The following is a 25,101-nucleotide window of genomic DNA, read 5'->3' on the forward strand; positions in this document are numbered from 1 at the left end:
CGGCTCCCGGAACGGGCTCGGTGCGGCGTTCAGACGCCGTCGGTGGTGTACATGTGCATCCCGGGGATGTTCAGGTTGCCGCCGAACTGGGCCGCCTGGACGACGTGGACCTTGGTGAAGTAGATCAGCGGGATGTCCAGCGGGGGCGGGCTGTCCGGGCTGAACGTGATGGGCAGCAGTCCGAGCAGGTTGCCGGAGATGCTCTCGGTGTACATCACCGTGTCGCCGCCGGTGATCTTGGACATCGACCCCTTGGCCGCCTGTACGTGATAGGTCTTGCCGGCCTGCTTGTCCTTCACCGTCTGGTGCAGGTCACCGATGTCGGTACCCGCGGATATGACGTACTTCAGGACCTTCTTGACGCTGCCGTTGGCGGTCCTGACCTGGACGACGCCCTTGTAGCTCGCGCCCTTGAGCGTCAGCGAACTGGCGTCCAGGTACCACGGGTCGTCCGCCAGGGGCACGGTGTTGTCGACGCCGCCCTGCGCGTCGGTGGCCGCCGGGCAGTCGGCCGGGTCCGTGCTCGCGCTCGCGGACGGGCTGGGCGAGGAGGTGACCCCGTCGACGGCGTCCCCGGCCTTCTTCGTGGCGTCGTCCACCGTGCCCTTCACGGTGCCCTTGACCGCGCCGGTGGTGTCCTCGGCCGCCTTGGACGCCGCGTCGGTCGCGCCCTTCACGGTGCCGTCGACCGTGTCGGTGACCTTCTTCGTGGTGTCCTTGACGGTGTCGGACGCGGCTTGGCCCAGGTCCTTCTTCGTCCCGTCCGCCGAGGGGGTGGCGGACGGGGACGGGGTGGTGGCCTGGTTGCTGGGCTGCGCGTCCTGCTTGCCGCCGGTCAGGAGGTCGCCGAGGGCGTCGCCAAGGCCGCCGAGCAGGCCGCCGCTCTTGGTCGCCGTGGCCGAGGGGGACGGGGACGCGGTGGCGGACGCCGTGGGCTGCGCCTTGTCGTCGGAACCTGAATCCGGCGAAGAGGCCGTGCCCGAGACGGCGTCGTCCTGCGCGTCCGGCTTGCTGGTGGAGGCGGTGGCCGACGGAGACGGCGTACTGCCCCCGTCGTCGTTCCCCTCGGCCTTCTCCCCGTCCTTTTCCTTGCTCTTGTCCTTCTCCTTGTCCTTCGCGGCGTCGGTGGCGCTCGCGGAGGCGGAAGGGGACGGCGAGGCCGAGGAGTCGTCCTTGGACTTCTCCAGCGCCTCGACACACTTCTTGTAGTCCTCCGGCGACATCGTCTCGGACGACGACGCGGACTTGGTCGAGGTGTGGTTGGTGTCGGCGAGCGCCAGCGAGGACGTGAAGCCCATCCCCATGAGGACCGCCGTGGGCATCGCCACGGTCGCTATCGCCTTGCCCGCCGGCATGTGGAACCTGGTGAACAGCGGCCTCTTGGGTGCCGCGTGGCGCGGCCCGGTTCTCGCACGGGACTCTTCCACATCAGCCCCGTGGGTCACCTCGTCAGCCGGCACTGTGCCTCCCGTTCGCCCCGTTGGCCGGGCTCGTTCCTGACAGGTCGTTCGATTCACCCACCGCGTCCGGACCGTCCGCGTCCTCGGCGTCCTTCGGCGCGGGCGGTACGCCCGGCGCCCAGGAGACGGCCATCGCGCCGCCGAAGAGGGCGAGCAGGAAGCCCATGAGGAAGCCACCGAAGTTGGACACGGGGAGGGACACCAGCCCCAGCAGGATCGACGCGACGCCCGCGAAGACCCTGATGTGCTTCTGGAACCAGAGACTGATGCCGAGGACCACGAGCAGCACGCCGATGATCAGGGAGCCCGCGCCCGCGGTGGTGGACATCGCGAGCGTCAGGTGGCCGACCCGGAGATGCGCGTACGGGAAGTACATGATCGGCCAGCCTGCGAGCAGGACGAACAGGCCGGCCCAGAACGGCCGACTGCCCCGCCAGGCGCGGAACTGCAGCCTCCGGCGAGTGAACTGCCCGGGCACGGCGGAAGTCTCGGCGCTCATGGAAAACAGCTCCCTGGTGCAGCGTTGCTGTGAGTTGTGGTGCGGTGGTGGGGGGTGTGGGGCCGTGGCCGAGGACTGTGGACGGGCGGGGGCCGCTGACGCCCCCCGCCCATCACCAGGTGCCTAGTAGCACTCGGCCTTCTTGGTGTCCGTCGACAGCGACATGTGCAGACCGGGCAGCGTGAAGGTGCCGGCGGTGGTCGCCCACGCCGTCTGCTCCACGTCGTAGAGGTCCGCCGAAGTGGCCTGCTGCGCGAAGCCGTAGGGGTTGGCCTGCTCGCCGCCGCCCTTCATGCCCGGGCCCTTGCCGCCCTTGGCTTCGCTCGTGTCACCGGCCGCGACGCCGATGTCGATGCCTTTGAAGACGGCACCGCCCTTGGCGTTGAGGTCCGCGACGTCGATGTACAGGTTGTTGGCCGAGACCTGCTTCTTCTCTTCGGAGCTGTTACCCGCCTCCAACCGCAGGGTGACCGAGGCGAGTCCCGGAAGACCGATCGGGGTGGTGACCGACTGGCACAGCCTCTCGATCGTCGCGTCCTTGAACGACGAGACCGCAACCGGGCGAGTGGCCTTGCCACCCGTGAGGGTGTAGCCGGAGTCGACCGCCCCGTACTGAGCGAAGCCGGTGCCGTGCAGTTTTTTGGCCGAAACCTTGAACTCCTGCCCCGACACACTGAACGAAGCGGCCAGCGCGCCCTGGGCCAGGGCCACGCCTATCGCCGCCGTGGCGGCAACGCTGGGCACCATCACCACAGCGAACCGCTTCCATCTGGTCCCGCCACGCACCTGGGACTCCATATTTCCTCCTTCTCGGACGTACATCTCCTGGCCTCGGCCCGCCCCCGACGGGGGCTCGGCCGGGCAGGGATGGGAGAAGTGCTACGTCCTCGGGAAGGAGAGCGCCCGCGCTCGGTGGCGCTCAACGCGCCCGAATCACCGGCGATCACCCCCGAGCGACAACCACTGGTCGCGCCTGACACGCATCACGCACAACCCTGCTGGACAGGCTTCGCCGGACGGCGAAGACCCCCCTGTCCTAGGTCCGGCGCCACTGTCGCCGGCCCTGCTCGGTGGGGACCCTGACATCCCGCGTCCCGGCCGGCTGCCGGGGTACGGGAATGGACCGAGCGTCGCCGATCGTGGTGCATTCTCGCCGCCCGCACAAGGGGGTTCGTTACTCGCTAGTAACGGCCGGATAACCGTCGTTCGACACGCTGGTCCCGAACGGCGACGGTGGGTGGCAACAATGGGCAGAACAAAGATGTTGATCCCCGGACGGAACCGGGCAGACCGACAGCCTGCATTTACTCGCAGTAACAGCGGCCGCGATTGCCAAGTTTTGGCAAAGCGCGGCCGCTGTGGTGAACCGTCGGCAGATCTTTCACCCGGGCATCACAGGCCCTGGCGTTTAGCGACTGGTCGGCGCCCCGGCCCCGGCGGGGGTCAGAACAGGGCCCGTGCCAGCGCCCGGCGTGCCTCGCTCACCCGAGGATCCTCGGCGCCGACGACCTCGAACAGCTCCAGCAGTCTCAGCCGCGCCGCGTCCCGGTCCTCACCCGCGGTGCGCCGCACGGTGTCGATGAGCCGGCCGAAGGCGTCCTCCACATGACCGCCCACCAGGTCCAGGTCGGCCGCGGAGATCTGCGCCTGCACGTCCGAGGGCTTCTCGGCCGCCTCCTGACGGACCTTCTGCGGGTCGAGGTTCTGCACCCGCTGGAGCAACTCCGCCTGCGCGAGACCCAGTTTGGCCTCGGGGTGGGCGGGGTCCTCGGCCAGCACGTTCTTGTACGCCTGGACCGCGCCGCCGAGGTCACCGGCGTCCAGCGCCTGGGCCGCCGCGTTGAGCAGCGACTCGTGCGGACCGGCGGCCGGGGCCTGTGCGGGGGCCTGACCGCCCGGTACCGCGTCCGGGTCGACGGTGAGACCGGTCAGGCCGAAGCGCTCCTCGCCGACCTGCACCAGCTGGTCCAGGGTCTGGCGGATCTGCGCCTCGCCCGCCGCGCCCTGGAAGAGGGGCAGGGCCTGCCCGGCGACCACCGCGAAGACCGCGGGGATCCCCTGGACCCCGAACTGCTGCATCAGCATCTGGTTGGCGTCGACGTCGATCTTGGCGAGGAGGATGCGCCCGTTGTACTCGACGGCCAGCCGCTCCAGGACCGGGCTCAGCTGCTTGCAGGGCTGGCACCATTCGGCCCAGAAGTCGATGACGACCGGTACCTCGGCGGAGCGCTGCAGGACATCGCGTTCGAAGCCGGCCTCGTCGACGTCGATGACGAGGTCGGCGGGCGACACGGCCCCCGCCCCGCCTTCGCGGGCCGCTTGGGCGCGCGCCTGCTCCGCCTTCGCCTTGGCCTCCTGGGCCGCCTTCACCGCGGCGAGGTCGACGACTCCGCTCATGGACATGTTCCGTGGCTGCATGCGTCTATCCTCCCCCGTTCCGCGTGTCTGAGTGAAAACGGCCGGATGAACCGGACCGTGCCGGGCGCCTGGTCCCCACCGGGCGCCGGTTTCTGATGGTCCGTGTCCGCTTCCGGCCAAAGGGATGACCGGGTGTGCCGCGTGCGTGATGCTCTTGTGGTCGGTGCTCTCGTGGTCGTCGCCCGCACGGGCCACGCCCGCGCTTTCGCTACGACCCGTAGCGTAATGGCACCGAGTGCCTCAGCGAAACCGTCTCCCGGTGATCTCCCTCACCACCACACAGGTCCCACCGGTTTCCCGCCCGGTCACGGCCGCGAGACGGCCGGTTAGGGTCGGGGGATGCAGAGCCGCACCCCGCCCTCCCGCGCCGGCCGCCCGCGCAGCGCCGCCGCGGACGCGGCCATCCTGGCGGCCACGCGTGCGGCCCTGGTGGAGCTGGGCTGGTCGAAGCTCACCCTGGGAGACGTCGCCACCCGGGCCGGGGTTGCGAAGACGACGCTGTACCGCCGCTGGGCCGGCAAGAACGAGCTGGTCGTCGACGCCGTGGCCGAACTCTTCGACGAGCTGCGGCTGCCCGACCTCGGCAGCCTGGCGGCCGACATCGAGGGCGTGGTCCTGCAGTTCGCGGCGATCCTGGCCCGGCCGGAGGCCAAGAGCGGGCTGATGGCCGTCGTCGCCGAGTCGACCCGCGACGACGCCCTGCGCGAGCGGATCCGCGGCTCGATCGTGGAGCGTCAGAAGCGGCTGGTCCTGGAGGGCCGCGCACGGGCCCAGGCCCGCGGCGAACTCCCCCCGGAGACGGACCCGCGGGAAGCCGTCCGCACCGCCGACCTCATCTTCGACGTCGTCGCGGGCGCGGTCGTCCACCGCACCCTGGTCAGCGCGGAACCGGCCGACGAGGAGTGGGTCCGCAGTTTCACCCGCCTGCTGCTGCTGGGGCTGGGCGCCGCGTCCCCGTGAGGGGCGCCGGCCGCGCGAGCGGGCGGCGCCGTGGATGCCGGGCGGGCGCGGGGGCGGCGCCGGTGGCGGCAGCGGTCTCAGCGCGGCGGTGACGCCCGCCGCCGCACGCCCTCCTGGCCGCCGCCCCACCGCCGCCGAGCCGCCTCAGAACCCGGCCGGCTCCGTGTACACCCCCCACTCGTCGCGCAGCACCCCGCAGATTTCGCCCAGCGTCGCCTCGGCGCGCACGGCCCGGAGCATCGGCTCGATCATGTTGGCCCCCGACCGCGCGGCGGCCAGCATGGCGTCCAGCGACGCCCGCACCGCCGCGTCGTCGCGCGCCCCGCGGCGTGCGCCGAGCACCCGCACCTGCTCGCGCTCCACCTCGTGGCTGACCCGCAGGATCTCCAGGTCCCCGGTGACGGAGCCGGTCGCCGTGTTGACTCCGACGACCCGCTTGTCGCCTTTCTCCAGCGCCTGCTGGTAGCGGAACGCGGATTCGGCGATCTCGCCCGTGAACCAGCCGTCCTCGATGCCCCGCAGGATGCCGGAGGTGACCGGTCCGATCGGGTGCTTGCCGTCGGGGTGGGCGCGCAGGCCGCGCTCCTTGATCTGGTCGAAGATCTTCTCGGCGTCCGCCTCGATCCGGTCCGTCAGCTGCTCGACGTACCAGGAACCGCCCAGCGGGTCGGCGACGTTGGCGACGCCGGTCTCCTCCATCAGCACCTGCTGGGTGCGCAGCGCGATCTCGGCGGCCTGCTCGCTGGGCAGCGCGAGGGTCTCGTCCAGGGCGTTGGTGTGCAGGGAGTTGGTGCCGCCGAGCACGGCCGCGAGCGCCTCGACGGCGGTGCGCACGACGTTGTTGTACGGCTGCTGGGCGGTGAGCGAGACACCGGCGGTCTGGGTGTGGAAGCGCAGCCACTGCGCCTTGTCGGTCCGCGCGCCGTACACGTCGCGCATCCAGCGGGCCCAGATGCGGCGCGCGGCGCGGAACTTGGCGATCTCCTCGAAGAAGTCGACGTGCGCGTCGAAGAAGAAGGACAGGCCGGGCGCGAAGACGTCCACGTCGAGGCCGCGGCTGAGGCCCAGCTCGACGTAGCCGAAGCCGTCCGCGAGGGTGTACGCCAGCTCCTGCGCGGCCGTCGCCCCGGCCTCGCGGATGTGGTAGCCGGAGACGGACAGCGGCTTGTAGGCGGGGATGTTCGCGGCGCAGTGCTCCATCAGGTCACCGATGAGGCGCAGGTGCGGCTCGGGCTGGAAGAGCCACTCCTTCTGGGCGATGTACTCCTTGAAGATGTCCGTCTGGAGGGTTCCGTTGAGGACGGCGGGGTCCACGCCCTGGCGCTCGGCGGCGACCAGGTACATGCAGAAGACGGGCACGGCGGGCCCGCTGATCGTCATCGAGGTGGTGACGTCGCCGAGCGGGATGTCCTTGAACAGGACCTCCATGTCGGCGGCGGAGTCGATGGCCACCCCGCAGTGGCCGACCTCGCCGAGCGAGCGCGGGTCGTCGGAGTCGCGGCCCATGAGCGTGGGCATGTCGAAGGCGACCGAGAGACCGCCGCCGCCCGCGGCGAGGATCATCTTGTAGCGCTCGTTGGTCTGCTCGGCGTTGCCGAACCCGGCGAACTGGCGGATGGTCCAGGTCCGCCCGCGGTAGCCGGTCGGGTACAGCCCGCGGGTGAAGGGGTACTCGCCGGGCCAGCCGATCCGCTCGAAGCCCTCGTACCCGTCCCCCGGCCGGGGCCCGTACACCGGCTCCACGGGGTCCCCGGAGAGCGTGGTGAAGTCAGCATCGCGCTTGCGCGCGGCGTCGTACCGGGCCTGCCAGCGTCGGCGGCCCTCTTCGATGGCGTCAGCGTCCATGCTTCAAATTTACTAGGACGTCCTAGTAAAAGTCGACGGCTGACCGCCGTACGCGTGCGGTACGGCGGTGCGGTTACGCCTCGGCGACCGCCGGAGCGCGGTCGGTGACCTTGGCCTCCAGCTCGCGGCTGATCCTGCGCTCGACGAAGAAGGCGGCGGTCGGCACGGTCCCGGCGAGCAGCACCCACAGCTGCTTGGCCACCGGCCACTTCGCCTTGGAGCCCAGGTCGAAGGCGACGACCAGGTAGATCACGTACAGCCAGCCGTGCGCGATACCGATGACGGTGGTGAACTTCGCCGCGCCGTCGATCTGGAGGCCGTACTTGGCGATGACGCCGAGGGTCAGCAGGACCAGCAGCACGCCGGTGACGTAGGCCATGACGCGGTAGCGGGTCAGCACGCTCTTCTTCATGGGGTCGAGCGTAACCGTCCGTTCCGGGAGATCTTGCCCCGGGGCGCACTGCCCGCGACAGGGGCGTCAGTCCTCGTCGAAGTCGTGCGCCGCCACGCGCAGGGGCCGCAGCATCGCGAAGATCTCCGCGCACTCCTCGGCGTCGTAGGCGCCCAGGCCGAAGTCCATCGCCATCAGGTCGCGGGTGGCCGACTCGACCACCTCGCGGCCCTTGTCGGTGATGACGGCGAGGGTGCCGCGGCCGTCGTTGGGGTTGGGGCGCTTGGCGACCAGGCCGGACCTGACCAGGCGGTCGACGGTGTTCGTGACGGACGTGGGGTGCACCATGAGCCGCTCACCGATCTTGGACATCGGCAGTTCGCCGGCCTTGGAGAAGGTGAGCAGCACCAGCGCCTCGTAGCGCGCGAACGTCAGCCCGTACGGCTTGACCACCGCGTCGACCTCGGCCAGCAGGATCTGGTGCGCGCGCATGATGGAGGTGATCGCCGCCATGGACGGCACGTTTCCCCACCGCTGCTTCCAGAGATCGTCGGCGCGGGCGATGGGGTCGAAGGGGAGACTGAGGGGCTTCGGCACGGCACCAGACCCTACCCGCCGGTCATATCGTGGTCAGCCCCGTCTCGCCTTTCGGTCCGGACGGTCCGTGCGGGACGCCGCGGGGCGGTCCGTGCGGTCCCCGCGGGTCTGCGGGGCGGCCGGTGCGGGAGCCGTGGTGCGCCGGGCGGCGCCGGCCAGCAGCAGGCAGGCCACCGTGCCCAGGGCCCCCGCCCCCGCGACCGTCGCGCGCACCCCGGCGAACTCGGCCGCGACGCCCGCCAGGGCCATGCCCACGCCCTGGACGGTCATGAGCCCGGCGGTGAGCAGGGTCATAGCGCGCCCGCGCAGTTCCTCGGGAACGGCGGCGACGAACCACTGGTCCAGGCCCAGCGTGTACGCCGACCCGGCGCCGGAGACCAGGAGCAGCAGCAGGGAGAGCGCGAGGCCGGGGCGGAGGGCGTAGCCGAGGTAGGGCAGCAGCGCGAGGCTCACCAGCGGGAGCGCGATGCGCTCGCGGGCGGCGGGCACCAGCCGTGAGCCCGCGTACAGCTCGCCGGCCACGGTGCCGACGGGCAGCGCGCACATCAGCAGGCCGAGCCCGGTGGATCCGGTGCCGAGCGCCGCGGCGTACGGGGCCGCCAGGGCCTCGGGCACCACCGAGAACGCGGGCGGCACCCAGAAGAGCAGGAGCAGGACGCGGGTCCTGCGGTCGGCGAGCACCCGCCGGGCGCCGCGCAGCGAGTCGCCCACCAGGGCGCCGGGCTGCCCGGTGCGCGCCGGGCGGTGCCGGGTGCCGAGGCGGAGCAGTGCGGCGGAGGCCAGGAAGGTGCCCACGGTGATCAGCAGCGCGTGCCGGGGGCTGACCACGGTGAGCAGCAGCCCGCCGAGGCCGTAACCGACGAGCAGCGCGCTCTGCGACACGATCCGCAGCAGGGAGCGGCCCAGGACGAAAGGTCGCCGTCGCCGAGGATGTCGGCGAGGGTCGCCATGCGCGTGCCCTGGAACACCGGTGAGACGACGGCGAGGGCGCATCGCAGTGCGAGCAGGACGCCGATGTGCGCCCCCGGCGCGACCATGGGCGCCACGCACGCCGCGCACACCAGGTCGCACGTCACGAGGACCCGGCGGGCCGGGAAGCGGTCGGCCAGCCCGGCCAGGAGCGTGCCGCCGACCACGTACGGCAGGAAGCCGAGCGCGAAGGTGAGGGCGCTGAGCAGGGGCGAGCCGGTGAGGTCGTAGACGAGGACGGACAGCGCGATCTCACTGACGATGACGCCGAGCAGGGAGAGGGCGTGCGCGGCGAAGACGGCGCGGAACTCGGGGACGGCGAAGACCTGGGTGTAGCGCTGGGACATGCACGGCAGCGTGCGGCCGGACCGTCGCGGACCCTAGTCTTTCGGCTCAGGCCGAATCTTCCTCCCCTGGGGTGTGCGCATGCCGTTCCGTCTGCGTTTCGGCGACGACGACCTGCTGCGCTGCCGGTTCGCGCTGTCGCCGCTGTGGGAGACGCAGGAGGCGGTGCGGACGCTGGGACGGCCGGACCGGCACGGGTACCACCCGCACTGGCTGCGGCGCATCCGGGAGGCCGCCCGCGGGCTGGACCTGGCGCCGCTGTGGCTGCTCATGCCGCGGCGCGGGCACAGCCCGGACTTCCTGGGGCCGCCGCCGCTGGGTCCCGCGGCGACGTTCGAGGAGGAGATCGCCGCGGTGCGGGCGGCCGATCCGGTGGCGGCCCGGGAGGACCTGGGGCGGGCCCTGGCGGACACGCCGGGCGCGCTGCGGTCGCGGGCAGGCCGGGCGCTGCTGGCGGATCCGGAGCGGGCGGTGCGGGAGCTGGCGGACCTGCTGGAAGCCGCGTGGCGGGTGCTGGTGGAGCCGGAGTGGCCGCGGCTGCGGGCGCTGCTGGAGGCCGACATCGCCTTCCACTCGCGGCGGCTGGCCGAGGTGGGGCTGGAGACGCTGCTGCCCGAACTGGACCGCCGGCTGTCCTGGGACGGGCGGACGCTGACCGTGGACTGGCACGGCGAGCACGGCCGCGATCTGGGCGGGCAGGGGCTGGTGCTGATGCCCAGCGTGTTCTCCTGGCCGGAGGTGATCAGCGGCTTCGAGCCTCCGTGGCAGCCGACGCTGGTGTATCCGGCGCGGGGCCTGGCGGGGCTGTGGACCGAGCCGGGCACGGCGGGGGCACAGGCGCTGGTACGGCTGCTGGGACGGAGGCGGGCGGCGGTGCTGGGCGCGCTGACCGACCCGGCGACGACGTCGGACCTGGCGCACCGGCTCGGGCTGGCCCCCTCGTCGGTGTCCGCGCATCTGACGGTGCTGCGGGACGCGGGGCTGCTCACGGCGCGGCGGTACGGGCACCGGGTGCTGTACGAGCGGACACCGCTGGGGATGGCACTGGCGGCGTCCGGGGGCGAGGCGCGGTGAGCGGGGGTGGGAGCGCAGGCGGGCGCGGGGGCGGTGCGCCCGGCCGCGGGGTGGCCGGGGCGGGCAGGGCTGGGCCACGGCAACGGCCGCGCCCGGGGGCGTGGCAGGGGGCACGGCGGCGGACGGGTGCCCGGCCACGGCACGGACACGGCACGGACACGGCACGGACACGGCGGCGATGAGAGACACCGAGGTGGCCCGGGGCGGTCTCACAGGGGCGCGACCGCCTCGGGTCCGGTGCGAGGTGCCCGCCGGGGCTACTCCCCCGCCAGGTGCCGTTCGACCGTCTCCACCTTCGAGGTGAGGCCGTCCGTCACCCCGGGGCGGATGTCCGCCTTGAGGACGAGGGAGACGCGGGGGGCGCGGGCCTCCACCGCGGCGACGGCGCGCCGGACCACGTCCATCACCTCGTCCCACTCCCCCTCGATCGAGGTGAACATCGCGTCGGTGCGGTGCGGCAGGCCGGACGCGCGGACGACGCGGACGGCGTCGGCGACGTACTCGCCCACGTCCTCACCGACGCCCAGCGGGGTCACGGAGAAGGCGACGATCACGCGTTCACCACTCCCTCGCGGCGGGCGCGGGAGGCGATGACCGCGTTCTCGGCCTCGCGCTTGAGCTTGCGCTCGGCGAAGAAGCCGCCGGTGGGCAGGACCGACAGGACGAAGTAGAGGGCGGCGGTCTTCAGCGGCCACTTGGTGCGGTTCCAGGCGTCGGCCCAGAAGATCACGTAGAGGACGAAGAGGACGCCGTGGATCGAGCCCATCGCGGGGACCGCGTTGAAGTCGGTGGTCCGCTTCAGGACCGAGCAGACCAGCAGGAGGATGAAGCTCACCGCCTCGGGGGCGGAGACCAGGCGGAGGCGGCGGAGGGCGGTGGCGGTCTTGATGTCCACAGGTCACCTTCGGTGGGAGAGACACGGGAGCTGCGGCCGGGTTTGTGAACGCAGGCACAAAGTTTCGTCCATTGTGGCAAACCACCGGGAGCGGACAGTCCCTAGGGTCTTCGATCCGTGGTCGATCCGTCTTCGATCCGTCTTCGATTCCCTAGGGGGACGCTCAGGGGCCGTCTCCACCCGTGGGACCTGTCTTCTCCTCCCCCTTCGCCGCTACCTTCTGTCCGTGGCGATGTTCCGACTGCAAGGCAGCAAGGTGCTCGCCGTCGACATGACCGGGGACGCCGTGAAGGCGAAGAACGGCTCGATGGTCGCGTACGACGGGCAGATGGCCTTCAAGAAGCTGACAGGTGGCGGTGAGGGCCTGCGCGGGATGGTGACGCGGCGGCTCACCGGTGAGCAGATGACCGTGATGGAGGTGCGGGGGCAGGGGACCTGCTGGTTCGCGGACCGGGCGTCCGAGATCAATCTCGTCCGGCTCCAGGGGGAGAAGCTGTACGTGGAGTCGAGCAACCTGCTCGCGACCGACGCGGCCCTCAGAACGGGCACGACGTTCACGGGGCTGCGCGGCGCCTCGCAGGGCAACGGGCTGTTCACGACCACCGTCGAGGGCCACGGCCAGGCGGCGATCATGTCGGACGGGCCGGCCGTGGTGCTGCGGGTGAGCGCCCAGTACCCGCTGACCGTCGACCCCGGCGCGTACATCGCGCACCAGGGGAACCTGCGGCAGACGTTCCAGTCCGGCGTGACCTTCCGCACCTTCCTCGGCGAGGGCGGCGGGGAGGCCTTCCAGATCCGCTTCGAGGGGGACGGCCTGGTGTACGTGCAGCCGAGCGAGCGGAACACGATCGCGGGGGACGTGTGAGATGACCTTCCGTGAGATCAACTCGAAGATGGTCGAGGCCACCGTCGTGCCGGGGCAACGGCTGTTCAGTCAGCGGGGCGCGATGCTGGCGTACCGGGGCGACGTCTCCTTCACCCCGAACATCCAGGGCGGTCAGGGCGGCCTGATGTCCATGATCGGACGCCGGGTCGCCGGCGAGGCGACGCCCCTGATGACCGTGGAGGGCAGCGGCACGGTCTTCTTCGGGCACGGCGGGCACCACGTCCAGGTGATCGGCCTGTCCGGCGACACGCTGTACGTGGAGGCCGACCGCCTGCTCGCCTTCGAGGGCACCCTCCAGCAGGGCACGATGTTCATGGGCTCGCAGGGCGGGGTCATGGGCATGGTGCGCGGTCAGGTGACGGGCCAGGGACTGTTCACGACCACGCTCAAGGGGCACGGCGCGGTGGCGGTCATGGCGCACGGCGGGGTCCTGGAGATTCCGATCACCCCGCAGCGCCCGGTCCACGTCGACCCGCAGGCCTACGTCGCCCACCACGGCGAGGTCCGCAACAAGCTGTCGGCCGCGCTGGGCTGGCGGGACATGGTGGGGCGGGGGTCCGGGGAGGCGTTCCAGCTGGAGCTGAGCGGCAGCGGCATGGTCTACGTCCAGGCGTCGGAGGAGAAGCTGTGAGCGCGTACGGAACGCCCGGCGCCGGGCCCGTGGTGTACGACCCGGCGACCCTGCCGGCCGACGACAACGTCAACCACTACACCTTCTGTGTGGAGCTGAAGGGCAGCCAGTGGTTCCTGCAGAAGGGGAAGATGATCGCCTACTACGGGGCGATCGAGTTCAACGGCTTCGGGCACGGGCGGCTGGACCGTCTGGTGCGGACGTCGTTCCATTCGCCTCTGCACGCCGCGGACTGGGTGGTGGCGGAGGGCTCGGGCAAGATGCTCCTCGCCGACCGGGCCTTCGACGTGAACTCCTTCGACCTGGACGACGGCAACCTGACCATTCGCTCGGGCAACTTGCTTGCTTTTCAGCCAAGTCTCGCGCTGAAGCAGTCGATCGTGCCGGGCTTCCTGACGCTGATCGGAACCGGAAAGTTCGTGGCCGCGTCGAACGGGCCGGTGGTCTTCATGGAGCCCCCGATCCGGGTGGACCCGCAGGCGCTCGTCGGCTGGGCCGACTGCCCCTCCCCGTGCCACCACTACGACCACGGGTACATGACCGGCGTCCTGGGCGGTCTACGTGCGATGACGGGGCTCGGCGGCGCCTCCGGGGAGGAGCACCAGTTCGAGTTCGTGGGGGCCGGGACGGTGCTGCTCCAGTCGTCGGAGGCACTGATGGCGGAGCAGGCCGTGGGGGCCCCGCCGAACGAGCCCGGGGTGCCCGGCGGGGCGGGCCCGGCAGGGCCGGGACAGCAGGCCGGCGCACCGCGCCTTCCCGGACAGCTGGGAGACCTCCAGCGTCGCTTCGGGCTGTGAGCGGTAGTCTGCGGAGTGTGACGGCTCGAACGCGTGCGCGCCGTCACACCACCCCTCACTAGTTCGCCTTTCAACTTCTTAGGTAGACTTCATTCATGGAGACCGAGACGGCCACGCGCTGGCTGACCGATGCGGAGCAGTGCGCCTGGCGCACCCACCTGGAGGTCAACAGGCTGTTGACGTACCAGCTCGAGAAGGACCTGCAGCCGTTCGGCCTGACGATGAACGACTACGAGATCCTGGTGAACCTCTCCGAGTCGGAGGACGTACGGATGCGGATGAGCGATCTCGCGTCCGCCACCCTCCAGTCCAAGAGCCGCCTCTCGCACCAGATCACCCGCATGGAGAACGCGGACCTGGTGCGCCGCGAGAACTGCGAGTCCGACCGCCGCGGGCTCTACGCCGTTCTCACGGAGCACGGCATGGAGACGATGCGGAAGGTCGCGCCGCACCACGTGGCGTCGGTGCGGCGGCACTTCATCGACCTGCTGGATCCGGAGGCACTGACGGAACTGGACAAGGCGCTGAAGCCCATCGCGGAGCACCTGCGGGGGCAGCGGGGACGCCCCTAGCCCCGGGCCCTCTCCGGGCATCACGGCAGGCGCCACCGGACGGCCCCCGGGCCCGCCACGGCGGCGACCCCGGGCGCTGCACAGGGGCCGCTGCGTCCCCGGGGCCCCGGCCCGTCCGCCGGACCCGCGTCCCCGGTGGGGTGCCGGCCCGTCGGACCCGCTCCCCCGATGGGGGCCCGGCCACCCGCCGGACCGCCGCCTCCGTGGGGCACCGCGGCCTCCGTGGGGGCCCGGCGCTCCCGCTGTCGGATCGTCCTGCCGTCCGACCGTTCCTGCGTCGGACCCGGTGCTCGCGCGCCGGGCGGGACGGAGGGCATGGCGCCGCGCCGGCGCGGGCTGTCGCAGGCGCCGTGGCAGGCGCCGTTTCCGGGGGTCCGCCGGGGCGGTTCAGCCCTGGGTCAGGCCCGCCACCAGTTCGTCGGCCGCGCGGTACGGGTCCAGTTCGCCCGCGACGATCCGCTCCGACAGGGCGCTCAGACGCCTGTCGCCGTGCAGGTCGCCGATGCGCTCGCGCAGGGCGGTGACCGCGATGGTCTCCACCTCGCGGGCCGCACGGGCCCGGCGGCGCTCGGTCAGGACGCCCCGCTCCTCCATCCAGGCCCGGTGCTTCTCCAGGGCCTCGACGACCTCGTCGACCCCCTCCGCCCGGGCCGCCACCGTCTTGACGATGGGCGGACGCCAGTCGCCGGGGCCGCGGGCCTCGCCGAGGCCCAGCATGTGGTTCAGCTCGCGGGCGGTGGCGTCCGCGCCGTCCCGGTCGGCCTTGTTGACGACGTAGACGTCGCCGATCTCCAGGATCCCGGCCTTGGCCGCCTGGATGCCGTCGCCCATGCCGGGGGCCAGGAGGACGACGCTGGTGTCGGCCTGGGAGGCGATCTCCACCTCCGACTGGCCGACGCCGACCGTCTCGACCAGGATCACGTCGCAGCCCGCCGCGTCCAGCACGCGGATGGCCTGCGGCGCGGCCCAGGCGAGGCCGCCGAGGTGGCCGCGGGTCGCCATGGAGCGGATGTAGACGCCCGGGTCGGAGGCATGCTCCGACATGCGGACCCGGTCGCCGAGCAGCGCGCCGCCGGAGAACGGCGAGGACGGGTCGACGGCGAGCACGCCGACCCGCCTGCCCTGCTTGCGGTACGCCGTCACCAGCGCCGAGGTGGAGGTCGACTTGCCGACCCCCGGGGAGCCGGTGAGACCGACCACGTAGGCGTTGCCGGTCAGCGGCGCGAGGGCCGCCATCACCTCCCGCAGCTGCGGGGACGCCCCCTCCACCAGCGAGATCAGCCGGGCCACGGCCCGCGGCCGGCCGTCCCTGGCCTGGGCCACCAGCGAGGAGACGTCCTGCATCACAGCTCCGTTCACGTGTTCCACGTACGACGATTCGAACGTACGGCGAGAGGTCGGTGGGGGGACGGCCCGGCCGTCAGGCCTTGGGCACCCGGACGATCAGCGCGTCGCCCTGGCCGCCGCCGCCGCACAGCGCCGCCGCGCCGACCCCGCCGCCCCGGCGCTTCAGCTCCAGCGCCAGGTGGAGCACGAGACGGGCGCCGGACATCCCGATCGGGTGACCGAGGGCGATCGCGCCGCCGTTCACGTTCACCTTTTCGGTGGACACCCCCAGGTCCTTCATCGACTGCACGGCCACCGCGGCGAACGCCTCGTTGATCTCGATCAGGTCGAGGTCGGAGACGTCCAGGCCCTCCTTCTTCAGGGCGTGCAGGATCGCGTTGGACGGCTGGGACTGCAGGGAGTTGTCCGGGCCCGCCACGTTGCCGTGGGCGCCGATCTCGGCGATCCAGTCCAGGCCCAGCTCCTCGGCCTTGGCCCTGCTCATCACGACCACGGCCGCGGCGCCGTCGGAGATCTGCGAGGAGGACCCGGCGGTGATCGTGCCGTCCTTGGTGAAGGCCGGGCGCAGCTTGCCCAGGCCCTCGGCGGTGGTGTCGCCGCGGATGCCCTCGTCCTTGCTGAACAGCACCGGGTCGCCCTTGCGCTGCGGGATCTCCACAGGGGTGATCTCGGCCTCGAAGACGCCGTTCTTCTGGGCGGCGGCGGCGCGCTGGTGGGACAGGGCGGCGATCTCGTCCTGCTCGGCGCGGCCGATGCCCAGGCGGGTGTTGTGCTTCTCCGTCGACTCGCCCATGGCGATGTTCTCGAAGGCGTCGGTCAGACCGTCGTACGCCATCGCGTCGAGCATCTCCACCGCGCCGTACTTGTAGCCCTCGCGGGACTTCGGCAGCAGGTGGGGGGCGTTGGTCATGGACTCCTGACCGCCGGCCACGACGATGTCGAACTCGCCCGCGCGGATGAGCTGGTCGGCCAGCGCGATCGCGTCGAGGCCGGAGAGGCACACCTTGTTGACCGTGAGCGCCGGGACGCTCATCGGGATGCCGGCCTTCACGGCGGCCTGGCGGGCCGGGATCTGCCCCGCGCCGGCCTGGAGCACCTGCCCCATGATCACGTACTGGACCTGGTCGCCGCCGATGCCCGCGCGGTCCAGGGCCGCCTTGATCGCGAAACCGCCCAGATCGGCACCGGAGAACGACTTCAGGGAGCCGAGCAGCCGGCCCATGGGCGTGCGTGCGCCGGCGACGATCACCGAGCCGGTCGTACCGGAATTTCCAGAAGACATGAGCTGCGATTCCCCTTACCGGCCTGCACAGCCGAGGAGTGAACGAGGGTTTACTTCGAATGTACTGAGCGGCGGTCGGCCCCGTCATCGGGCCGTCGGTGTGATCGCGCGCACGTTGCGTAACCACCCCGCCCGCGCTCCACTGAAACCATGCTGACGCGAATCGACCACATCGGGATCGCCTGCCACGACCTCGACGCGACCGTCGAGTTCTACCGGGCCACGTACGGCTTCGAGGTGTTCCACACCGAGGTCAACGAGGAGCAGGGCGTGCGCGAGGCCATGCTCAGGATCAACGGGACGTCGGACGGCGGCGCCTCCTACCTCCAGCTCCTGGAGCCGACCCGCGAGGACTCCGCCGTGGGCAAGTGGCTCACGAAGAACGGGGAGGGCGTCCACCACATCGCCTTCGGCACCGCGGACGTCGACGCGGACGCCGCGGACATCCGGGACAAGGGCGTCCGCGTGCTGTACGACGAGCCGCGACGCGGCTCCATGGGGTCACGGATCACCTTCCTGCACCCCAAGGACTGCCACGGCGTCCTCACAGAACTGGTCACTTCGGCGCCCGTCGAGTCGGCCGAGCACTGACCGACGTGCATAAGGGCCGGTAGGGTTGGGGGCGATCGTACCCGGCAACGGGACGGTCCGGTCCTGCCGTCAAGGCGGGAGCGCCGGGGTCCGGGTTTCGGGGGACGAGCGACGGGGCAGCAGCCCATGCTCCGCCGTCGATCTGACACCATTCCCCCGGGGGCCCCGTTCGGCGGATGGACGGAGCTCGTTTGGACAGGCTTGCGACCAGGGGACGGATGGGACCGCGCAGTGCGGGGCTACGAACGCCAGGAGCGAGAGCCGGCGGCTGACGTCGACCACCTCTCTCGGTTCGAGGCCGAGATGGAGCGGCTGAAGACCGAGCGGGAAAAGGCGATCCAGCACGCCGAGGACCTCGGCTACCAGGTCGAGGTGCTGCGCGCCAAGCTGCACGAGGCGCGCCGCACCATCATGACCCGGCCCGCCTACGACAGCGCCGACATCGGTTACCAGGCCGAGCAGTTGCTGCGCCAGGCGCAGGTGCAGGCCGACCAGATCCGCGCCGACGCCGAGCGCGAGCTGAGCCAGGCCCGGGCGCAGACCCAGCGCATCCTCCAGGAGCACGCCGAGCAGGCCGCCCGGCTCCAGGCTGAGCTGCACCAGGAGGCGGTGACCCGGCGCCAGCAGCTCGACCAGGAGCTGGCCGAGCGCCGGCAGACCGTCGAGTCCCACGTCAACGAGAACGTGGCCTGGGCCGAGCAGCTGCGCGCCCGCACCGAGCAGCAGGCCCGCCGCCTCCTCGACGAATCCCGCGCCGAGGCCGAGCAGGCCATGGCCGCGGCCCGCGCCGAGGCCGAGCGGCTGACCGCCGAGGCCCGGCAGCGGCTGCGCGGCGAGGCCGAGTCGGCGCGTGCGGAGGCCGAGCAGATCCTGCGCCGGGCCCGCACCGACGCCGAGCGCCTGCTCAACGCGGCCTCCACCCAGGCGCAGGAGGCCACCGACCACGCCGAGCAGTTGCGCACCACCACGGCCAGCGAGTCGGACGCCGCCCGCCGGCAGAGCGCCGAGCTGAGCCGGGCCGCCGAGCAGCGGATGGCGCAGGCCGAGGAGGCGCTGCGCAAGGCGCAGGCCGAGGCCGAGAAGCTGGTCACCGAGGCCAAGGAGAGCGCCGCCAAGGCGCTGGCGAGCGCCGAGTCGGCCAACGAGCAGCGCACCCGCACCGCCAAGGAGCAGGTCGCCCGGCTGGTCGAGGAGGCCACCAAGGAGGCCGAGAGCACGAAGTCCGAGGCCGAGCAGCTGGTCGCGGACGCCCGTGCCGAGGCGGAGAAGATCGTCGCCGAGGCCTCGGAGAAGGCCCGCAGCGTCACCGCGGAGGAGACGGCCACCCAGCTGTCCAAGGCGGCCAAGACCGCCGAGGACGTGCTGAACAAGGCGTCCGAGGACGCCAAGAAGACCACGAAGGCGGCGGCCGAGGAGGCCGAGCGGATCCGTTCGGAGGCCGAGGCCGAGGCGGACCGGCTGCGCGCCGAGGCGCACGACATCGCCGAGCAGCTCAAGGGCGCGGCCAAGGACGACACCAAGGAGTACCGCGCCAAGACGGTCGAGCTGCAGGAGGAGGCGCGCAGGCTGCGCGGCGAGGCCGAGCAGCTGCGCTCCGACGCGGTCGCCGAGGGCGAGAAGATCCGCGCGGAGGCCCGGCGCGAGGCCGTGGCGCAGATCGAGGAGGCGGCGAAGTCCGCCGAGGAGCTGCTGGCCAAGGCGAAGGCGGACGCCGACGAGCTGCGCGGCAGCGCGACCGCGGACAGCGAGAAGGTCCGCACCGAGGCCATCGAGCGGGCCACCGCGCTGCGCCGGCAGGCCGAGGAGACCCTGGAGCGCGCCCGCGCGGAGGCCGAACGGCACCGGGCGGAGGCGGACGAGCACGCCGAGTCGGTCCGGGCGGAGGCCGAGCGCGCCGCGGCCGGGCTGCGCGAGGAGACCGAGCGGGCGCTGGCGGCCCGGCAGGCCGAGGCCACCGAGGAGCTGACCCGGCTGCACACCGAGGCCGAGGAGCGCCTGGCCGCCGCCGAGCAGTCCCTCACCGACGCCCGGGAGGAGGCCGAGCGGATCCGCCGCGAGGCCGCCGAGGAGGCCGAGCGGCTGCGCGCCGAGGCCGCCGAGCGGATCCGGACGCTCCAGCAGCAGGCGGAGGCGGAGGCCGTGCGGCTGCGGGACGAGGCCGCCGCGGACGCGTCGGCGTCCCGCGCCGAGGGCGAGGCCGTCGCCGTGCGGCTGCGGTCGGAGGCCGCGGCCGAGGCGGAGCGCCTGAAGACGGAGGCCCAGGAGACCGCCGACCGGGTCCGTGCCGAGGCGCAGGCCGCCGCGGAGCGGCTGGGCGCGGAGGCGTCCGAGACGCTGGAGGCGGCGCGGGAGGAGGCGGCCAGGCGCCGCCGCGAGGCCGAGGAACTGCTCGGTTCCGCCCGCCAGGAGGCCGGCCAGGAGCGGGAGCGGGCGCGCGAGCAGAGCGAGGAGCTGCTGGCGTCGGCGCGCAGGCGGGTGGAGGAGGCGCAGGCCGAGGCCACCCGGCTGGTGGAGGAGGCCGACCGGCGCGCCACCGAGATGGTGTCGGCCGCCGAGCAGCACGCCCAGCAGGTACGGGACTCCGTGGCCGGGCTGCACGAGCAGGCGCAGGAGGAGATCGCCGGGCTGCGTTCGGCCGCCGAGCACGCGGCGGACCGTACGAAGCGGGAGGCCGAGCAGGAGGCGGACCGGGTCCGGTCCGACGCCTACGCCGAGCGGGAGCGGGCGAGCGAGGACGCGGCCCGGCTGCGGCGCGAGGCGGGCGAGGAGACCGAGGCCGCCAAGGCGCTGGCCGAGCGCACGGTGTCCGAGGCCATCGCGGAGGCCGAGCGGATCCGTACGGACGTCGCCGAGCACGCGCAGCGGGTGCGGACCGAGGCGTCCGACACGATCGCGCAGGCCGAGCAGGACGCCACGCGGACGCGTGCGGACGCCCGGGACGACGCCAACCGGATCCGTTCGGACGCGGCGACGCAGGCGGACGCGCTGATCTCCGAGGCGCGTTCGGAGGCCGAGCGGCTGCAGACGGAGACGGCGGAGGAGGCCGAGCGGCTGCGCGCGGACACCATCGCCGAGACGGACCGGCTGCGCGCGGACACCGTCGCGGAGACCGATCAGCTGCGGGCCGACACGATCGCCGAGACGGACCGGCTGCGCACGGAGACGGCCGCGGAGGCCGAGCGGGTGCGGACCGAGGCGCTCACCGAGGCCGAGCGGGTGCGGACCCGTTCCGTCGCCCAGGCGGAGAAGCTGATCTCGGACGCCACCGGGGACGCGGAGCGGCTGCGCGCCGAGGCCGCGGAGACGGTCGGCTCCGCGCAGTCCCGCGCCGAGCGGATCCGCACCGACTCGGAGCGGGTCAAGGCGGAGGCGGCGGCGGAGGCCGAGCGGCTGATGACGGCCGCCCGCGAGGAGGCCGAGCGGACCCTGGACGAGGCCCGCCAGGAGGCGAACAAGCGGCGTTCGGAGGCGGCCGAGCAGGTCGACAAGCTGATCACCGAGACCACCGCCGAGGCCGACAAGCTGCTCACCGAGGCGCAGGCGAACGCGGTCAAGACCAAGACGGACGCGGAGTCGCAGGCCGACACGATGGTGGGCGCGGCCCGCCAGGAGGCCGAGCGGATCCTGGCCGAGGCCACCGTCCAGGGCAACACGGCGGTGGAGAAGGCCCGTACGGACGCGGACGAACTGCTGGTCGGCGCCCGCCGGGACGCGACGCAGATCCGCGAGCGCGCCGAGGAGCTGCGCCAGCGCCTCACCACCGAGATCGAGGAACTGCACGAGCGGGCCCGCCGCGAGGCCGCCGAGACGATGAAGTCGACCGGCGACCGCTGCGACGCGCTGATCAAGGCCGCCGAGGAGCAGTTGGCGAAGGCGCAGGCCAAGGCCAAGGAGATCGTCTCGGACGCCAACACCGAGGCGGGCAAGGTGCGCATCGCCGCGGTGAAGAAGGCCGAGGGGCTGCTCAAGGAGGCCGAGCAGAAGAAGGCGAAGCTCGTCAAGGAGGCCGAGGAACTGAAGGCGGAGGCGGTCCAGGAGGCGCGGCGCACGGTCGAGGAGGGCAAGCGCGAGCTGGAGATCCTGGTGCGCCGGCGCGAGGACATCAACGCCGAGATCTCCCGGGTCCAGGATGTGCTGGAGGCGCTGGAGTCCTTCGAGGCGCCGGGGTCCGGGAAGGAGACCGGGGTCCGGGCGGGCGCGACGGTGGGCGCACCCCGGTCCGGTGGCAAGTCGTCAGAAGGTTAGCCTTTAGGGTGAATTCGGGGCCTCACGGGGGAGCTTCCGAAGGTTTCGCCGGGGTACTTGGCAAGTGCTCCGGCGGTCAGCCACCCAAAAGAGGTGTCATTCTCCAGATCAAACACGTATCCGCTCGATGACACACCGCTTCGGCCCCTAGGATTCGACCTATCACCTCACCGGTCTCATTCGACAGGAACCCCATGAGCGACACTTCCCCCTACGGCTTCGAGCATGTGCGGCGTGGGTACGACCGCGCTCAGGTGGACGACTACATCGCCAGGCTCGACTCCGACCTCGCAGAGGCCCGCGCGCAGACCAAGATGCTGGAGAAGCGCATCGAGGAGCTCCACCTCGAGACGCAGACGGCGCAGGCCCAGATCTCCGACGCCGAACCGTCATACGCGGGTCTCGGCGCCCGGGTCGAGAAGATCCTCCGCCTCGCCGAGGAGGAGGCCAAGGATCTGCGTGAGGAGGCCGCGCGCGCTGCCGAGCAGCACCGTGAGCTGGCCGAGGCGTCCGCGCAGCAGGTCCGCAACGACGCCGAGTCCTTCGCCGCCGAGCGCAAGGCCAGGGCCGAGGACGAGGGCGTCCGGATCGTCGAGAAGGCCAAGAGCGAGGCCTCCCAGCTGCGCGCCGAGGCGCAGAAGGACGCGCAGTCCAAGCGGGAGGAGGCGGACGCCCTCTTCGAGGAGACCCGCGCCAAGGCCGCGCAGGCCGCCGCCGACTTCGAGACGAACCTGGCCAAGCGCCGCGAGCAGTCCGAGCGCGACCTGACGCTCCGTCAGCAGAAGGCGGAGAAGCGGCTCGCGGAGATCGAGCACCGCGCCGAGCAGCTGCGTCTGGAGGCGGAGAAGCTGCGCACCGACGCGGAGCGCCGCGCCCGCCAGACCGTGGAGACGGCGCAGCGCCAGGCCGAGGACATCGTGGCCGACGCCAACGCCAAGGCGGACCGCATCCGTTCGGAGTCCGAGCGTGAGCTGGCGGCGCTGACCAACCGCCGCGACTCGATCAACGCCCAGCTGACGAACGTCCGCGAGATGCTGGCGACGCTGACCGGTGCCGCGGTGGCCGCCGCGGGCAACCCGGCCGAGGACGAGCCGGTCTCCCGCGGGGTCCCGGCGCAGCAGACGCGGTAACCCGGGGGCAGCGGTCCCGGTGAGCGGGCCCCGCGCCGGCCACCGGGACACTGTCGGCGAATCCGGGCACGAGCGTGACGCCGGCCCTCACGACCCCTCGCGGTCGTGGGGGCCGGCGTTGTGCTGTGTCCGGGCGGGTACGGACGCCGCGGCCGTCACCGCCCGGGAGGGGCTTGCGGACGCGGTGGCCGGCCGCGGCCCGCCGGGTGCCGCGGGGCCGGACGGCTCAGGTGCCCGGTGGCGCGGGGCGCGGTGCGCCCTTAGCGTGGCCGCATGATCGAGCTGGCGGGGCTGACCAAGCGCTACGGCGAGAAAGTGGCGGTAGACGACCTCACCTTCACGGTGCGACCGGGCACCGTCACCGGATTCCTGGGGCCCAACGGCGCCGGGAAGTCCACGACCATGCGGATGATCCTGGGCCTGGACCACCCCACCGGCGGCTACGTGCGCATCGACGGCCGGCAGTACCACGAGCTGAAGGACCCGCTGACGTACATCGGTGCCCTGCTGGACGCCAAGGCCGTGCACGGCGGGCGCAGCGCGTACCACCACCTGCTGTGCCTGGCGCAGAGCAACGGCATTCCCACCGCCCGGGTGCACGAGGTGCTGGAGACGGTGGGTCTGACGGCGGTCGCCCGGAAGAAGGCGAAGGGGTTCTCGCTCGGCATGAGCCAGCGCCTGGGCATCGCGGGCGCGCTGCTGGGCGATCCGCGGATCCTGATGTTCGACGAGCCGGTCAACGGGCTCGACCCCGAGGGCATCCACTGGATCCGCAGTCTGATGCAGTCGCTGGCCGCGCAGGGCCGTACGGTCTTCGTCTCCTCGCACCTGATGAGCGAGATGGCGCTGACCGCCGGCCATCTCGTGGTCATCGGGCAGGGGCGGCTGCTCGCGGACACCTCCATGGCCGACTTCATCGAGCGCAACGCACGCTCCCGCGTCCGCGTCCGCACGCCCGACCGCGAGCGGCTGCTGGACGCGCTGCACGGCGCCGGGATCCAGGCCGTGGAGAGCGGGGACGGGGCGCTGGAGGTGGACGGCGGCAGGTCCGAGGAGATCGGCGAGCTGGCCGCGCGCCACCAGGTGGTGCTGCACGAGCTGAGCACCCGGCAGTCCTCGCTGGAGGAGGCGTTCATGCGGCTGACCGCGTCCTCGGTGGAGTACCACGCGCACGCGGAGCCGGCCGAGCGGCGGTGGGGCGCGGACTGGGGCGGCCGGACGGCGGCGGGTCCGGCGGGGCCGGGACCGGGGTCCGGCCGGGGAGCAGGACCGCATGCGGGACCGGGAACAGGTCCGGATGCGGGGCCGGGAGCAGGGCCGTACGCGGGGCCGGAAGAGAGCGCGGCGCGGACGACGGTGGAGGGCTGAGGCATGGCGGTGGCGCAGATCATCCGCTCGGAGTGGACCAAGATCCGGTCGGTGGCGTCGACGGTGTGGACGCTGTCCCTGGCGGCGGTGGTCACCATCGCCCTCGGCATGCTGATCTCGGCCCTGACCAGGAGCGAGTTCGGGAACATGCCCGCCCGGGAGCGGCTCTCCTTCGACCCCACCTTCATCAGCTTCGCGGGCATGACCCTCGGTCAGCTGGCGATGATCGTCTTCGGCGTCCTGGTGGTGTCCAACGAGTACAGCACCGGCATGATCCGCACCTCACTGGCCGCGGTCCCCCGGCGCGGGACCTTCCTGGCGAGCAAGGTGGCCGTCGCGGCCGCCCTGGCCCTGCTCGTCGGCATGGCCACCAGTTTCGCCGCCTTCTTCCTCGGGCAGGCGATGCTCGGCTCGCTGCGGACCTCGCTGGACGCGCCGGGTGTGCTGCGCGCGGTCATCGGCGGCGGCCTCTACATGACCCTGATCGCCGTGTTCTCCATGGCCGTGGCCGTGATGCTGCGCTCGCCGATGCTGTCGCTGGGCATTCTGATGCCGTTCTTCTTCCTGATCTCCAACATCCTCGGCAACGTCTCGGTGACGAAGAAGATCGGCCAGTACCTGCCCGACCAGGCGGGCAGCCGCATCCTGCGGGTGATCCCCCGGGTCGGCGACGACACCCCCTACGGCCCGTGGGGCGGCCTCGGCATCATGACGCTGTGGGTGATCGCGGCGCTCGCGGCCGGCTACGCGCTTCTGCGCAAGCGGGACGCCTGAGTACATACCGCCGCAGATCATGCGG

The 25,101-nt window shown here is 72.3% G+C and carries 22 protein-coding genes and 1 pseudogene; 11 read left to right on the forward strand and 12 right to left on the reverse strand.

The features are described 5' to 3' along the window. Nucleotides 1–29: 29 nt before the first annotated feature. The 4 genes from ABZ719_RS10370 to ABZ719_RS10385 form a co-directional block, all read right to left on the reverse strand. Entirely contained in the window at nucleotides 30–1,460 is a 1,431-nt protein-coding gene (locus ABZ719_RS10370) for a hypothetical protein (RefSeq protein WP_366724798.1), read from the reverse strand. Next, complete coding sequence (locus tag ABZ719_RS10375; protein ID WP_366724799.1) at nucleotides 1,450–1,959, reverse strand: DUF6114 domain-containing protein; 510 nt, start codon at nucleotides 1,957–1,959, stop codon at nucleotides 1,450–1,452. The genes ABZ719_RS10370 and ABZ719_RS10375 overlap by 11 nt, the downstream gene beginning before the upstream one ends. 123 nt (nucleotides 1,960–2,082) lie before the next feature. Next, entirely contained in the window at nucleotides 2,083–2,757 is a 675-nt protein-coding gene (locus ABZ719_RS10380; protein WP_366724800.1) for a DUF6230 family protein, read from the reverse strand. Between the two features lie 645 nt (nucleotides 2,758–3,402). Continuing rightward, nucleotides 3,403–4,377 carry a tetratricopeptide repeat protein gene (locus tag ABZ719_RS10385; protein WP_366724801.1) on the reverse strand — a complete coding sequence of 325 codons (975 nt, stop codon included), beginning with the start codon at nucleotides 4,375–4,377 and terminating at the stop codon, nucleotides 3,403–3,405. A 339-nt stretch (nucleotides 4,378–4,716) separates the two neighbouring features. Here ABZ719_RS10385 and ABZ719_RS10390 point away from each other — a divergent pair, with 339 nt between their 5' ends. Further along, nucleotides 4,717–5,337 carry a TetR/AcrR family transcriptional regulator gene (locus ABZ719_RS10390; protein WP_366724802.1) on the forward strand — a complete coding sequence of 207 codons (621 nt, stop codon included), beginning with the start codon at nucleotides 4,717–4,719 and terminating at the stop codon, nucleotides 5,335–5,337. A 144-nt stretch (nucleotides 5,338–5,481) separates the two neighbouring features. On the opposite strand, the gene ABZ719_RS10395 is transcribed toward ABZ719_RS10390, so the two are convergent. The 4 genes and pseudogenes from ABZ719_RS10395 to ABZ719_RS10410 all read right to left on the reverse strand — a co-directional run bounded on the left by ABZ719_RS10395 (nucleotide 5,482) and on the right by ABZ719_RS10410 (nucleotide 9,486). Then, on the reverse strand, nucleotides 5,482–7,182 hold the full coding sequence (locus ABZ719_RS10395; RefSeq protein ID WP_366724803.1) for a methylmalonyl-CoA mutase family protein: 1,701 nt from the start codon (nucleotides 7,180–7,182) through the stop codon (nucleotides 5,482–5,484). A gap of 73 nt (nucleotides 7,183–7,255) precedes the next feature. Further along, nucleotides 7,256–7,594, reverse strand: a complete 339-nt coding sequence (locus ABZ719_RS10400) for a DUF3817 domain-containing protein (protein ID WP_037851732.1) — start codon at nucleotides 7,592–7,594, stop codon at nucleotides 7,256–7,258. A gap of 66 nt (nucleotides 7,595–7,660) precedes the next feature. Then, a complete protein-coding gene (locus ABZ719_RS10405; RefSeq protein WP_366724804.1) occupies nucleotides 7,661–8,170 on the reverse strand; it encodes a MarR family transcriptional regulator in 510 nt (169 codons plus the stop codon). A gap of 33 nt (nucleotides 8,171–8,203) precedes the next feature. Further along, nucleotides 8,204–9,486, reverse strand: a pseudogene (locus tag ABZ719_RS10410) (MFS transporter). A 79-nt stretch (nucleotides 9,487–9,565) separates the two neighbouring features. On the opposite strand from ABZ719_RS10410, the gene ABZ719_RS10415 reads away from it, so the two are divergent. Next, the gene (locus ABZ719_RS10415) at nucleotides 9,566–10,558 is read left to right on the forward strand and encodes a DUF5937 family protein (RefSeq protein ID WP_366724805.1); all 993 of its coding nucleotides are present in this window, start codon (nucleotides 9,566–9,568) and stop codon (nucleotides 10,556–10,558) included. Nucleotides 10,559–10,815: 257 nt separating this feature from the next. Here ABZ719_RS10415 and ABZ719_RS10420 read toward each other — a convergent pair whose 3' ends face one another. Next, nucleotides 10,816–11,112, reverse strand: coding sequence for an MTH1187 family thiamine-binding protein (locus ABZ719_RS10420; protein ID WP_037851736.1), 297 nt, complete (start codon nucleotides 11,110–11,112; stop codon nucleotides 10,816–10,818). Next, nucleotides 11,109–11,453: a DUF3817 domain-containing protein gene (locus ABZ719_RS10425; protein WP_366724806.1), complete on the reverse strand. Its 345-nt coding sequence runs from the start codon at nucleotides 11,451–11,453 to the stop codon at nucleotides 11,109–11,111. Before ABZ719_RS10425 ends, ABZ719_RS10420 begins: the two co-directional genes overlap by 4 nt. Before the next feature lie 232 nt (nucleotides 11,454–11,685). On the opposite strand from ABZ719_RS10425, the gene ABZ719_RS10430 reads away from it, so the two are divergent. The 4 genes from ABZ719_RS10430 (at nucleotide 11,686) to ABZ719_RS10445 (ending at nucleotide 14,339) form a co-directional block, all read left to right on the forward strand. After that, on the forward strand, nucleotides 11,686–12,318 hold the full coding sequence (locus tag ABZ719_RS10430; RefSeq protein WP_037851741.1) for an AIM24 family protein: 633 nt from the start codon (nucleotides 11,686–11,688) through the stop codon (nucleotides 12,316–12,318). A 1-nt stretch (nucleotide 12,319) separates the two neighbouring features. Further along, a complete protein-coding gene (locus tag ABZ719_RS10435) occupies nucleotides 12,320–12,970 on the forward strand; it encodes an AIM24 family protein (RefSeq protein WP_366724807.1) in 651 nt (216 codons plus the stop codon). Beyond that, entirely contained in the window at nucleotides 12,967–13,767 is an 801-nt protein-coding gene (locus ABZ719_RS10440; protein ID WP_366724808.1) for an AIM24 family protein, read from the forward strand. The genes ABZ719_RS10435 and ABZ719_RS10440 overlap by 4 nt, the downstream gene beginning before the upstream one ends. 95 nt (nucleotides 13,768–13,862) lie before the next feature. After that, the gene (locus ABZ719_RS10445; RefSeq protein ID WP_366724809.1) at nucleotides 13,863–14,339 is read left to right on the forward strand and encodes a MarR family transcriptional regulator; all 477 of its coding nucleotides are present in this window, start codon (nucleotides 13,863–13,865) and stop codon (nucleotides 14,337–14,339) included. Between the two features lie 387 nt (nucleotides 14,340–14,726). Here ABZ719_RS10445 and meaB read toward each other — a convergent pair whose 3' ends face one another. Together meaB and ABZ719_RS10455 are read right to left on the reverse strand one after the other, a co-directional pair. Further along, a complete protein-coding gene (gene meaB / locus ABZ719_RS10450; RefSeq protein WP_037851748.1) occupies nucleotides 14,727–15,683 on the reverse strand; it encodes a methylmalonyl Co-A mutase-associated GTPase MeaB in 957 nt (318 codons plus the stop codon). A 76-nt stretch (nucleotides 15,684–15,759) separates the two neighbouring features. Further along, entirely contained in the window at nucleotides 15,760–16,968 is a 1,209-nt protein-coding gene (locus ABZ719_RS10455; protein ID WP_107474140.1) for an acetyl-CoA C-acetyltransferase, read from the reverse strand. Nucleotides 16,969–17,118: 150 nt separating this feature from the next. Between ABZ719_RS10455 and mce the strand changes: the two genes are divergently transcribed. The 5 genes from mce to ABZ719_RS10480 all read left to right on the forward strand — a co-directional run bounded on the left by mce (nucleotide 17,119) and on the right by ABZ719_RS10480 (nucleotide 25,076). Beyond that, a complete protein-coding gene (gene mce, locus ABZ719_RS10460; protein ID WP_366724810.1) occupies nucleotides 17,119–17,559 on the forward strand; it encodes a methylmalonyl-CoA epimerase in 441 nt (146 codons plus the stop codon). A gap of 231 nt (nucleotides 17,560–17,790) precedes the next feature. After that, on the forward strand, nucleotides 17,791–21,804 hold the full coding sequence (gene scy, locus ABZ719_RS10465; RefSeq protein WP_366724811.1) for a polarized growth protein Scy: 4,014 nt from the start codon (nucleotides 17,791–17,793) through the stop codon (nucleotides 21,802–21,804). Nucleotides 21,805–21,998: 194 nt separating this feature from the next. Beyond that, nucleotides 21,999–22,934 carry a cellulose-binding protein gene (locus tag ABZ719_RS10470; RefSeq protein ID WP_366724812.1) on the forward strand — a complete coding sequence of 312 codons (936 nt, stop codon included), beginning with the start codon at nucleotides 21,999–22,001 and terminating at the stop codon, nucleotides 22,932–22,934. Nucleotides 22,935–23,207: 273 nt separating this feature from the next. Further along, complete coding sequence (locus ABZ719_RS10475) at nucleotides 23,208–24,302, forward strand: ABC transporter ATP-binding protein (protein ID WP_366724814.1); 1,095 nt, start codon at nucleotides 23,208–23,210, stop codon at nucleotides 24,300–24,302. 3 nt (nucleotides 24,303–24,305) lie between these two features. Further along, a complete protein-coding gene (locus tag ABZ719_RS10480; protein ID WP_366724815.1) occupies nucleotides 24,306–25,076 on the forward strand; it encodes an ABC transporter permease in 771 nt (256 codons plus the stop codon). Nucleotides 25,077–25,101 lie beyond the last annotated feature (25 nt).

Origin of the sequence: Streptomyces sp. NPDC006743, assembly GCF_040703815.1 — a bacterium.
In the GTDB taxonomy this organism is placed as follows: Bacteria; Actinomycetota; Actinomycetes; order Streptomycetales; family Streptomycetaceae; genus Streptomyces.

What these genes read in the sequence shown, in the direction of transcription:
- meaB (WP_037851748.1), bottom strand. Translation starts at nt 15,683, where the DNA reads ATGCAGGACGTCTCCTCGCTGGTGGCCCAGGCCAGGGACGGCCGGCCG.
- ABZ719_RS10445 (WP_366724809.1), top strand. Translation starts at nt 13,863, where the DNA reads ATGGAGACCGAGACGGCCACGCGCTGGCTGACCGATGCGGAGCAGTGC.
- ABZ719_RS10480 (WP_366724815.1), top strand. Translation starts at nt 24,306, where the DNA reads ATGGCGGTGGCGCAGATCATCCGCTCGGAGTGGACCAAGATCCGGTCG.
- ABZ719_RS10455 (WP_107474140.1), bottom strand. Translation starts at nt 16,968, where the DNA reads ATGTCTTCTGGAAATTCCGGTACGACCGGCTCGGTGATCGTCGCCGGC.
- ABZ719_RS10475 (WP_366724814.1), top strand. Translation starts at nt 23,208, where the DNA reads ATGATCGAGCTGGCGGGGCTGACCAAGCGCTACGGCGAGAAAGTGGCG.
- ABZ719_RS10375 (WP_366724799.1), bottom strand. Translation starts at nt 1,959, where the DNA reads ATGAGCGCCGAGACTTCCGCCGTGCCCGGGCAGTTCACTCGCCGGAGG.
- ABZ719_RS10390 (WP_366724802.1), top strand. Translation starts at nt 4,717, where the DNA reads ATGCAGAGCCGCACCCCGCCCTCCCGCGCCGGCCGCCCGCGCAGCGCC.
- ABZ719_RS10415 (WP_366724805.1), top strand. Translation starts at nt 9,566, where the DNA reads ATGCCGTTCCGTCTGCGTTTCGGCGACGACGACCTGCTGCGCTGCCGG.
- ABZ719_RS10435 (WP_366724807.1), top strand. Translation starts at nt 12,320, where the DNA reads ATGACCTTCCGTGAGATCAACTCGAAGATGGTCGAGGCCACCGTCGTG.
- mce (WP_366724810.1), top strand. Translation starts at nt 17,119, where the DNA reads ATGCTGACGCGAATCGACCACATCGGGATCGCCTGCCACGACCTCGAC.
- ABZ719_RS10385 (WP_366724801.1), bottom strand. Translation starts at nt 4,377, where the DNA reads ATGCAGCCACGGAACATGTCCATGAGCGGAGTCGTCGACCTCGCCGCG.
- ABZ719_RS10400 (WP_037851732.1), bottom strand. Translation starts at nt 7,594, where the DNA reads ATGAAGAAGAGCGTGCTGACCCGCTACCGCGTCATGGCCTACGTCACC.
- ABZ719_RS10430 (WP_037851741.1), top strand. Translation starts at nt 11,686, where the DNA reads ATGTTCCGACTGCAAGGCAGCAAGGTGCTCGCCGTCGACATGACCGGG.
- ABZ719_RS10380 (WP_366724800.1), bottom strand. Translation starts at nt 2,757, where the DNA reads ATGGAGTCCCAGGTGCGTGGCGGGACCAGATGGAAGCGGTTCGCTGTG.
- ABZ719_RS10470 (WP_366724812.1), top strand. Translation starts at nt 21,999, where the DNA reads ATGAGCGACACTTCCCCCTACGGCTTCGAGCATGTGCGGCGTGGGTAC.
- ABZ719_RS10395 (WP_366724803.1), bottom strand. Translation starts at nt 7,182, where the DNA reads ATGGACGCTGACGCCATCGAAGAGGGCCGCCGACGCTGGCAGGCCCGG.